Here is a 10,544-nt window from a genome sequence, read left to right on the forward strand (position 1 = left end):
TGAGACAAGATATCACGATTGGATGAGGAAGGATTCATGCTAAGGGATGGGGAGTGTGGGGGGTGTGGGCAGGGTGGATTAATTGTGAGGGAATAAAATCTATAATCTTGGTACTTAGTCTTTACCCACCCGCGACTAAAGTGCGGGCTAGCATAATTAAGTACTGGGCGGGTCCCCCGCCCAGTACTTAAGTGGACTTTTGCTAGTAGCCCGCACTTTAGTCGCAGGGCGGTTGATAGCGAAGAACTAGGGTTTCAAATATTCTCCGCTGACAACTAATCCGCCCTGGGAGTGTGGGGAGTGTATCTTAGCTTTACCCTTTACCCCTAAAGCCTAAAGCCTTCCGGTAAAGCTGTTGAATTTTGGTCACTAATGGCTGTTGGGTTGGTTGGGCTGAAGCGGGTTTCGATTGAATATTTACTAAGAGTTTGGCTTCGGCAACCGCCACATCTCCGTCACTATAGATTAAACCGCTAATTGCTTCGATTAGTCGATCGTCATCATGGATCGATCGATCTCCCAGATATGCTTGAATCCACTGTTCGCATTCTTTGGTAGTAACTTTCATCGTACCAGTTAATAATGGCTCAACCTCAGTATCATGGTCGAGATCGTGAGCATGGGCGACTTTCGATAGATATTGGCGTTCTTCTGGATGGATTTCACCATCGAGCCAAGCTACGCCAATTAAGATTTTCATCAGTAATTGTGACTGAGATTGAGTATCCATATGATTTACCATAATGAGTAATTCTCTGCTCTAATTCTATGCCGATCGCTGCTGACATGGCTGCTCGATTTCCCGCCGATACTTTTGCCAATCTCCACAGAGTCGATAAAATGTGGCAAAATTTACGTCAGGGACAAATTTTTCGACGAGAAATGGTCGTTTCAGGCGACGAATTTTTAAAAACCATCGATTTTGAGATCGCGATCGCGGGTGGTACGCTGGGAATTATTCTGGCTGCGGCTCTGCAACAACGTGGTTTTAAAGTGGCTGTGATCGAGCGGGGAGAATTGAAGGGGAGAGCGCAGGAGTGGAATATCTCTCGCGCAGAATTGGCGGTATTGGTAGAGATGGAATTACTATCTGAGGCGGAATTAGCAAACTCGATCGGATCTGAATATAACCCAGCCCGGATCTCTTTTCCGAATACGCCCGATATTTGGGTGCGGGATGTCTTAAATATTGGGGTAGATCCAGTTTATTTACTCGCTACGCTCAAGGCAAAGTTTTTGGAGTGTGGGGGTAAGTTATTAGAGTTTACCTCATGCGATCGAGTCACAATCCACCCGAATGGGGTAGCGGTTAGTCTGGGGGAAGCCGAATTAACTAGTAAATTATTCATCGATGCAATGGGACATTTTTCGCCCCTAGCGGCTCAAGCGAGAGGCGATGTCAAACCAGAGGGAATTTGTCTGGTAGTCGGAAGTTGTGCGATGGGATTCGAGCAAAATGAGACGGGCGATATTTTTGCATCGATTACGCCGATTCAAAATCAATGTCAGTACTTTTGGGAAGCATTTCCCGCCCGTGATGGGCGCACTACTTATCTATTCACCTATCTAGATGCACATCCCGACAGATTTAGTCTAGAATTTTTATTCGATGAATACCTGCGATTATTACCGACATATCAAAATGTAGAATTAGCCCAACTAAATTTCCACCGCTGTCTATTTGGCTGCTTTCCATCCTATCGTGATAGTCCCCTCAAAACACCGTGGGCGCGAGTATTATTAATTGGTGATAGTAGCGGTAGTCAATCGCCAGTTAGTTTCGGTGGATTTGGATCGATGATTCGTCATTTATCCCGTTTGACTAGTGGGATTGAAATGTCAATCCAAGCTGATGCACTCAGTAATCGCGATCTTCAATTATTGCAACCATATCAACCAAATATTGCCGTTACCTGGATGTTTCAACGAGCAATGAGCGTCGGCATCGAGCAAAAAGTCGATCCAGATCGCATCAACAATTTATTAGCAGCAGTATTCCAATCGATGCAATATTTAGGCGACGATGTTTTACAACCATTCCTGCAAGATGTCGTCCAATTCCTCGCCCTCTCTCGCACCTTGTTTCAAACATCGATCTCCAATCCGCTAGCAGTGATTCCAGTTGTCCCCCATGTTGGTATAATTACTTTACTAGATTGGCTGATTAACTACATTAATCTCGGAGCGTATACTGGACTCTATCCGATCGGTAAATTACTCGCACCATTAATCGCCCAACTTCCTCGATCGAAACAGTATTATTATCGGCAACTCTTACAAGCGTGGAAATATGGTTCGGGAATTAGTTGATAACTAAAACCTAATACCTAAATCCTAAAACCTAATACTTAAATCCACTAAATGACTAATTCTCTCGATCGATTCTTAGCTGAAATTAATAAACTCGATCGAGAAATTGATTTATCAAGAGCTGCATTATACATCGCCCAAATCGAGTATCCAGATTTAGATATCGATCGATACCTGGAACTCCTAGAATTAATGGGGCGAGAAGTAGCCCAAAGATTACCCGCAACTAAATATCCGCTCAAAGTAATTCAAACCATAAATCAGTACTTATATACAGATCTCAAATTTAAGGGTAACGAGCAAGATTATTATAATCCTAGTAATAGCTTTCTCAATGATGTTATCGATCGACAAACTGGAATTCCGATTACATTAGCCCTAGTTTATCTAGAAATAGCCAAACGTATCGACTTCCCAATGGTCGGAATCGGGATGCCAGGACACTTTCTAATTCGTCCCAACTTTGAGGATAGCGAAATATTTGTCGATGCATTCGATCGAGGTGAAATCTTATTCGCCGAAGACTGTCGCCAAAAATTGATGAACATCTATCAACAAAATATTCCTGTTCTACCACCAGAAATTCTCCAACCAATTACCAACAAACAATTTTTATTGCGGATGTTAAATAATCTCCAGTCAATTTATCTCAATCAACCAGATTTCGATCGAGCAGTAACTATTAGAAAATGGATCGAAAGTCTAGGGCTTTAGGCTTTAGGCGGAAAGGGTAAAGGGTGGGAGTGGGGGAGTAAGCTGTACCACCGTAAAGGGGGTAGGGGAGTAAGGGGGTAGGCTGTACCACCGTAAGGGGAGTAAGAAACACCCCCACACCCCAACACCCCAACACCCACACACCCCCACACCCCCACACCCCACACCCCCACACCCCACACCCCCTCTTAAATGTCCGATCTCAACTACGCCCTAGTCCACGAATGGTTGACACCTGAAGCTACGGGAGGTTCGGAATTAGTAGTCAAAGAAATACTGCAATTTATCGATGCAGATTTGTATGCGCTGATTGACTTTGAATCTACCAATCCAGATAGTTATCTGTATCAACGAAAAATTGGTACTACCTTTGTGCAAAACTTACCTGGTTCAAAAAGTGGCGTACAGAAATATTTACCGCTAATGCCGATCGCGATCGAACAATTAGACCTACGCCATTATGATGTAATCTTATCCTCAGCCCATGCTGTGGCTAAAGGCATCCTTACCACCCCCCAACAATTGCACCTCTGCTACTGCCATACGCCCATGCGCTACGCTTGGGATCTGACTTTTGACTATTTACACCAAAGTCGAGTCGGACAAGGCATCCCAGGCATATTTACCCGCTATCTGTTGCATCGCCTGCGCCAATGGGACGTTCTATCCGCAAATCGAGTAGACCATTTTATTGCCAACTCTCATTTCACTGCCAGACGAATTTGGCGATGTTACCGTCGGCAAGCTGATGTCATTTATCCCCCAGTCAATATCGACAGATTTACCTGTAATGCCAATAAAGAAGACTTTTATCTCACAGTATGTCGTCTTGTAAGTTACAAGCAAGTCGCCCCCATCGTCGAAGCATTCAACCAAAATGGTAAAAATCTAGTTGTCATCGGTACGGGAACAGAATTTGCAAAATTGCAACAAATTGCCAAACCTAACGTCAAAATATTAGGTTTCCAATCCAACGCTGTCGTCCAAGATTATTTAGCTCGCGCCAAAGCATTTGTCTATGCAGCCTGCGAAGATTTTGGTATCGTATTGGTAGAAGCCCAGGCTTGTGGTACACCAGTTATCGCTTATGGTGTTGGTGGTGCAGCGGAAACTGTATTGGATATTCGCGTCCACCCCGATTGTGGTACGGGAATCCTATTTCCGACTCAAACTACAGCAGCGATCTTGACTGCTATCGCCACGTTTGAAACTTATCACCAGCAGTTTCAAGCCGATCGAATTCGCACTCATGCTGAAAGCTTTGCCGCTTCAGTATTTAGGTCGCAATACCAGAGTCTACTCGATCGTTACTGTCACCAGTGGAAATCGGGCACTCGATTGCAAGATGGTGAAGTCTAGCTGACTTAAAAGTTTGGTTAATTAATAGATGAGAGCAATCTTTTCTAGATAGTCTGGGGAATATTGGTGATAGAGTGAAATTGAGGAGTAAAATGACCGCAACCAGTCAACCTATTTTAAGTACAGCAGCTAGATCCTTGGGCCAAAAGCAACTATTGCATAGCAGGTCTAGCGACATTGTGAAACGGCTATTTGATATTATTTTTTCCCTGTCGGTACTAGTCTTGTGTGCCCCGATCTATCTGGTCTTAGCTGGATCGATCGCTGTTACTTCATCAGGCTCGATCTTCTATATCCAAGAACGAGTTGGTAAAAACTACCGGCACTTCGGCTGTATTAAGTTTCGGACGATGATCCCCAATGCCGATCTAGTCCTAACAGAAATGATGGCACAATCGGAGGATCTCAGACAGGAATTTGCAGAAAACTTTAAGCTTAAGGAAGATCCCCGCATCACCAAGATTGGTAAATTCCTCCGCATCACCAATCTAGACGAGTTTCCCCAGTTTATCAATGTGCTCAAGGGGGAAATGAGTGTCGTTGGTCCCCGCCCCCTCGTACCTGAAGAAATCGAACGTTATGGTACCTCGATCGATCGGGTACTAACAATTAGACCTGGTATCACTGGATTATGGCAGGTCTCTGGTCGAAATGACATCCCTTATGCCCAAAGAATTCGGATCGATGTCAGCTATGTCAAACGTCGCAATTTTTGGCTAGATCTGCGGATTGTGTTCAAAACTATCTTGTTGACGGTCATGACTAAAAATAACGGGGCATACTAAAAGTTGATAATTGACAGTGGTTGCGAACATTAATAGCAAATAGCTGGTAGACTGTAACCGCAATTGGGGAACAATAGAAATAGGGGACTTCAAACCCAGCGATTTAACAGATAACTGCTAAAATGACTGAAACAAAACGTGCATTAATTACTGGCATCACCGGACAAGATGGCTCCTACCTAGCCGAACTCCTCCTCTCCAAAGGCTACGAAGTTCATGGGATTATTCGTCGGACATCGACCTTTAATACCGATCGCATCGAACATTTGTATCAAGATCCTCATACTCCTGGGGCAAAACTTTTTCTCCACTACGGCGACTTAGCCGATGGCGTGACACTGCGCCGCTTATTAGAACTTACCAAACCCCAAGAAGTCTATAACCTGGGCGCACAATCCCATGTGCGAGTTAGTTTTGACGCACCGGAATATACAGTCGATACAGTAGCGATGGGTGCGCTCCGCTTGCTCGAAGCTATCCGTGATTACGAACAACGGACGAAACTCCAAGTCCGCTACTATCAAGCTGGCTCGTCGGAAATGTATGGTTTAGTCCAAGAAGTCCCTCAATCGGAAACCACCCCATTCTACCCACGTAGCCCCTATGCTTGCGGTAAACTATTCGCCCACTGGCAAACAGTGAACTATCGGGAATCTTACAATATCTTTGGCTGCAACGGGATTTTATTCAATCACGAATCTCCTCGTCGTGGTGAAACCTTTGTTACTCGCAAAATTACCCGCGCGATCGCCCGCATTATGGCGAAGCAACAGGATAAACTCTATTTAGGTAATCTCGAATCCAAACGCGATTGGGGTTATGCTAAGGATTATGTCGTCGCGATGTGGATGATGCTCCAACAGGATGAACCTGATGATTATGTGATCGCAACTGGCGAAACCCACGCCATTCACGAATTTCTCACCGTCGCTTTCGATTATGTGGATCTCAACTGGAAAGATTATGTCGAATTCGACCCCCGCTATTTGCGCCCTGCTGAAGTAGAATTATTAATCGGCGATCCTACCAAAGCACAGCAAAAACTTGGCTGGAAACCATCAGTTACTTTTACCGAACTAGTCCATCTGATGGTCGATACAGATCTTCATGCTCTCGGACTAAAATCGCCTAATTATGCAGGTGAAGAAACACTACCCGATGTCGCCATCGTCCGTCAAGCATTAGCAACGATGCACGATTAATTGATAATTGATAGCTGCATTATATAAAATTTCTGCAATATCCCCGACTTCTGCAAGAAGTCGGGGATATGTCCTAAACAGCGTGGCAGTTTTATAACATTTAGACACCCATATTAATAGAATTCATGACGAAATTAGATTTATCTACCAAGCGAATTCTCGTCACTGGAGGGGCGGGATTTCTCGGACAACAAGTAATTAGTCAACTCGTTGCCAGAGGTGCAAATCCGGCAAATATCACCGTCCCTAGATCTGCTGATTGCGATCTGCGAGTGCTTGACAACTGCCATGCAGCAGTCAGGAACCAAGATGTCATCGTTCACCTAGCTGCACACGTTGGGGGAATTGGTTTAAATCAAATTAAACCAGCCGAATTATTCTATGACAATTTGATGATGGGTACCCAATTAATCCATGCAGCTTATCAAGCTGGGGTAGCTAAATTTGTCTGCGTTGGGACTATTTGTGCTTATCCTAAATTCACGCCTGTACCATTTAAAGAAGAAGATATATGGAATGGTTATCCCGAAGAAACTAATGCACCCTATGGTGTAGCTAAAAAGGCTCTGCTGGTGCAATTACAATCATATCGTCAGCAGTATGGATTTAATGGAATTTATCTATTACCTGTCAATTTGTACGGTCCTGCGGACAATTTTAAACCCGAAAGTTCTCATGTAATTCCCGCCTTAATTCGGAAGGTTCATGAAGCGCAAATTGCTGGCGATAAACAGATCCCAGTTTGGGGTGATGGTAGTCCTAGCCGCGAGTTTATCTATGTAGATGATGCTGCGAGAGGGATTGCGATCGCCACTACTGATTTCGATCGAGACGATCCGGTTAATTTAGGAACTAACTATGAAATTACGATTAAAGATTTGATTACTTTAATCTGTAAATTAATGAAATATGAAGGTGAAATTGTCTGGCAAACAGATAAGCCCAACGGTCAACCTCGTCGCTGCTTAGATACGCAGAAAGCCGAATCATATTTTGGCTTTAAAGCACAGGTAAATATTGAAGAAGGCTTGAAAAGTACGATCGAATGGTACCGCACTCACGGTAATATCTAAAGGTCAAATGTAGGGGCAATTCATGAAGCGGCATTTTTATTCGGGGGGAACCCCCGAATAAAAAACCGACAAGACAGGGAGACAAGACATCGCCCCTACATTTTATTTACTACTTATTTTGATTTTACTGAAACTATCCGCAGAAATAGATGGAGACTGACATTCCGTTCGTGCTTTGAATTGGGCACGTTGACGAAATGAGTCAATTGAGATCAGACTACTTGTAGCAGAATCCCACAAAATAAACTTAGAGCACTTGGGTATATCGCTAATTCTAAGTTTTTTCACCTCTGACAGCAGGTGAATATTCTGATTGTGGCAAGCTTCAAGATTGTAATTAGGGATTCTTTCCGAAAGATGATGAATATTGTGGTAGCCAATATCTGCCGAAAACCACTTTAAAATGGGTGGAAACTCCAGATAGCTACTACCCTCAAGCGCACCAACTAAATAATCCCAACCCTCTGTCTTGTGAGCGTAAGTACCTTCAAAAATATGCTGCACAAAGAAAACAAGTAGAAAGATCGCTGCAGAAAAAGTTAAGATAATTGAGTAGATTCCCAGGAAAAATCCCGCTCCTAAGTAATGGCTAAGAATCATCCAGCCGCTAACTACACAGATATTATTGAAGAGTAAATCCCAAAATTCAGCCGTTGTATACCAATTTCTAGACTTATAGGAAGCAAATATTTCCGGCAACCTCATGCCAGAATTTTCTTTCAAACAAGTAAGTAGATGACCGATGAATCCATAAGTTCCCAAGATGAGGGCAAGTCTGGGTTTGATCGCCAGGTAGAAAAACCCACCAGGAATAGCCATCAATGGATGCATCCGCAATTCATATAGCTTTTGGTTCAGTGGACTGAGCTTGGCAAATTCTTCCGTAGATGCCAATCCCGTTGGGCCGCGATACCGCTCCCAATCACCATTAGTTTTATGATGGTATGCATGACCCCTAGACCAAGGATATTGGGGAATAGCATTAATTACACCCAGGACAAAACCGACGAGGCGATTGACTTTTTTTGAACTAAAAAGTGAATAGTGCCCGCAGTCATGCATCAGAGAAAAACACCGCACTGAAAAAAGTATCATCAGTGTGACGATTGGCGGCAGTAGCCACAAAGAAATAGCCGCAGCTTTAACTGCAACAAACCATAAAAATATATAAGGAACAACCGTATTCAAAATTTGATAAGTTGCCTGAAAGTCGTTGCTCTTCATGTAGGGAGTTAGAACAAAGTCCGACTTCTCGATCGAATTTTTCATTTAATAAAACACTCTTATAAAAACTATAATTGGGCACGATCGTAGAGGATGTTGATATAGTTCTGGCTGACGATCCAAACTAAGAGTGCTACTATAACTGACGGCTTACGACTGAAAATAGTGCCAGAGATCGCGATTATTTAACCTGTGCGCGAATGAAAGAACCAGGTAAACCCCAGAGCTTCTTGGGCGTACTTACATAGGCGCGAAGATTGAAAACATCATAATCATTAGATTCGATCGAGTCTAATATCTGTTGATATAGTAACAAAGCTGCCCACACAGGCCAACGGACATCGGGACTCAGGCGACTGATACCACTTTCGGCTTGCTGATAGTATTTGCGCGCGCGTTGAATTTGAAACCTCATCAATGCTCGCCAATTATCATTGACGACTCGATCCATCAAATTTTGCTCGCTGTAGTTAAATAGAGCCAACTCATCCAAGGGTAAATAAATCCTACCGCGCTCGGCATCCTCCCCCACATCCCGCAGGATATTAGTCAACTGTTTGCCAATCCCTAAGGCCACCGCTTCCTCCGTCGGAATCTTGACATTATTACAATTCCACGGTGCGGTAAATTGACAACTATCGACACCAACGATCGCATTAGACATCAATCCGACCGTACCCGCCACTCGATAGCAGTAGAGCGACAACTCCTCAAAACTATCATAACGATTTTTCCGCAGATCCATCCGTTGTCCGGCCACCATATCCAGAAAGGGTTGAATCTCCAGATCGGGAAAATTGGCGATCGTATCTACGAGTGCCACATCGCAATCATTGGTAGGATTGCCCCTAAACATCTCTTCCAACTGGCTCTCCCATCGATCGAGTGTAGCTGGAGTAGTCTCATCGGCATCGGCGCCATCGACCAATTCGTCGGTGTTACGACACCAGGCATAAATTGCCCAAATCGCCCGCCGTTTGGGGACTGACATCAATAGTGTCGCTAAATAAAAGGTTTTGCCATATTCAGCAGTTATTTGGCGACAGAGTTCGTATGATTCCTCGGTTGATGTTGGCATTGTCACGATCGGTAGGGACTTTTCCAGTTGCAGCATTAAGAGGTTAGGGGGTAGAGGGAAGCGATTTGCGCCCCTAAATTGCAGTTGCTAGTGGTTTTACTACTGCGGGTTGATAATTCGCGATCTCCTGTGCTGCAAGCTTACCAGAAAGTACTGCACCTTCCATACTGCCAAGGTATTCTTGCATCGTATAACTACCTGCTAGAAAGAAGTTAGAAATCGGTGTAGATTGGCTGGGGCGGCAAGCTTGTCGTCCTGGAGATGCAGTATAAACTGATCGAGGTGTCTTGACGACTTTAGATTTACGTAATTTAGCTGGATTGTCACCAGTCAGATGCTGGGGGAACAAGCGTTCTAATTCAAGCATGGTTGCCGCCACGATTTCCTCATCAGTTTTGTCAATCCAGTCTTTGGCGGGAGCGATAATTAGTTCGAGCATCGATCGATCTGGATCTTCATACTCCTTGCAAGCTACGCTCATATCCGCATAAACACTGAGGATATCCGATCTTGAGAATAACAGATGATCGATGTCAGTTAACTTGCGATCGAACCACAAGTGCAAGTTAATCACTGGTACACCCTCTAATGCTTGCATCTTCTCAAAGAACTTAATCTCGCGCCACGGCTCAGGTATCAGGGTTTTGATCACATCCACAGGCATGGCCGAAACATAAGCATCTGCCACCACAATTTCATCAGACTGACCATTAATTCCGCGCATCACAAAATGTTTAACCGTTCCATCCTCATTGAGCACAATTTGCTTGAGCGGCTTTTCCATCCGAATTTCGCCGCC

At 44.1% G+C, this 10,544-nt stretch carries 9 protein-coding genes and 1 pseudogene; 6 read left to right on the top strand and 4 right to left on the bottom strand.

Annotated features, from left to right (window positions below; all coding sequences use genetic code 11):
* Positions 1-313 precede the first annotated feature (313 nt).
* Complete coding sequence (locus tag RMO55_RS11660; protein ID WP_310426712.1) at positions 314-730, bottom strand: TerB family tellurite resistance protein; 417 nt, start codon at positions 728-730, stop codon at positions 314-316.
* A 38-nt stretch (positions 731-768) separates the two neighbouring features.
* Between RMO55_RS11660 and RMO55_RS11665 the strand changes: the two genes are divergently transcribed.
* From RMO55_RS11665 to RMO55_RS11690, 6 genes and pseudogenes are all read left to right on the top strand, one after another.
* A complete protein-coding gene (locus RMO55_RS11665) occupies positions 769-2,310 on the top strand; it encodes an FAD-binding oxidoreductase (RefSeq protein WP_310426713.1) in 1,542 nt (513 codons plus the stop codon).
* 51 nt (positions 2,311-2,361) lie between these two features.
* A pseudogene (locus RMO55_RS11670) lies at positions 2,362-2,988 on the top strand (SirB1 family protein); the annotation flags it as partial.
* Between the two features lie 228 nt (positions 2,989-3,216).
* Complete coding sequence (locus RMO55_RS11675; protein ID WP_310426717.1) at positions 3,217-4,383, top strand: glycosyltransferase; 1,167 nt, start codon at positions 3,217-3,219, stop codon at positions 4,381-4,383.
* A gap of 92 nt (positions 4,384-4,475) precedes the next feature.
* Positions 4,476-5,168, top strand: a complete 693-nt coding sequence (locus RMO55_RS11680) for a sugar transferase (RefSeq protein ID WP_310426719.1) — start codon at positions 4,476-4,478, stop codon at positions 5,166-5,168.
* A 122-nt stretch (positions 5,169-5,290) separates the two neighbouring features.
* Positions 5,291-6,370: a GDP-mannose 4,6-dehydratase gene (gene gmd, locus RMO55_RS11685; RefSeq protein WP_310426720.1), complete on the top strand. Its 1,080-nt coding sequence runs from the start codon at positions 5,291-5,293 to the stop codon at positions 6,368-6,370.
* 125 nt (positions 6,371-6,495) lie between these two features.
* A complete protein-coding gene (locus RMO55_RS11690) occupies positions 6,496-7,443 on the top strand; it encodes a GDP-L-fucose synthase (RefSeq protein WP_310426722.1) in 948 nt (315 codons plus the stop codon).
* A 102-nt stretch (positions 7,444-7,545) separates the two neighbouring features.
* Here RMO55_RS11690 and RMO55_RS11695 read toward each other — a convergent pair whose 3' ends face one another.
* From RMO55_RS11695 to RMO55_RS11705, 3 genes are all read right to left on the bottom strand, one after another.
* Positions 7,546-8,712 (bottom strand): fatty acid desaturase, encoded by a 1,167-nt coding sequence (locus RMO55_RS11695; RefSeq protein ID WP_396134274.1) that lies wholly within the window; start codon positions 8,710-8,712, stop codon positions 7,546-7,548.
* A 136-nt stretch (positions 8,713-8,848) separates the two neighbouring features.
* The gene (locus RMO55_RS11700) at positions 8,849-9,781 is read right to left on the bottom strand and encodes a phytoene synthase (RefSeq protein WP_310426724.1); all 933 of its coding nucleotides are present in this window, start codon (positions 9,779-9,781) and stop codon (positions 8,849-8,851) included.
* A gap of 37 nt (positions 9,782-9,818) precedes the next feature.
* The coding region (locus RMO55_RS11705) for an FAD-dependent oxidoreductase (RefSeq protein WP_310426726.1) at positions 9,819-10,544 on the bottom strand (726 nt) is incomplete at its 5' end.

Origin of the sequence: Chamaesiphon sp. VAR_48_metabat_135_sub, from assembly GCF_031418915.1 — a bacterium.
Classification (GTDB): Bacteria; Cyanobacteriota; Cyanobacteriia; order Cyanobacteriales; family Chamaesiphonaceae; genus Chamaesiphon.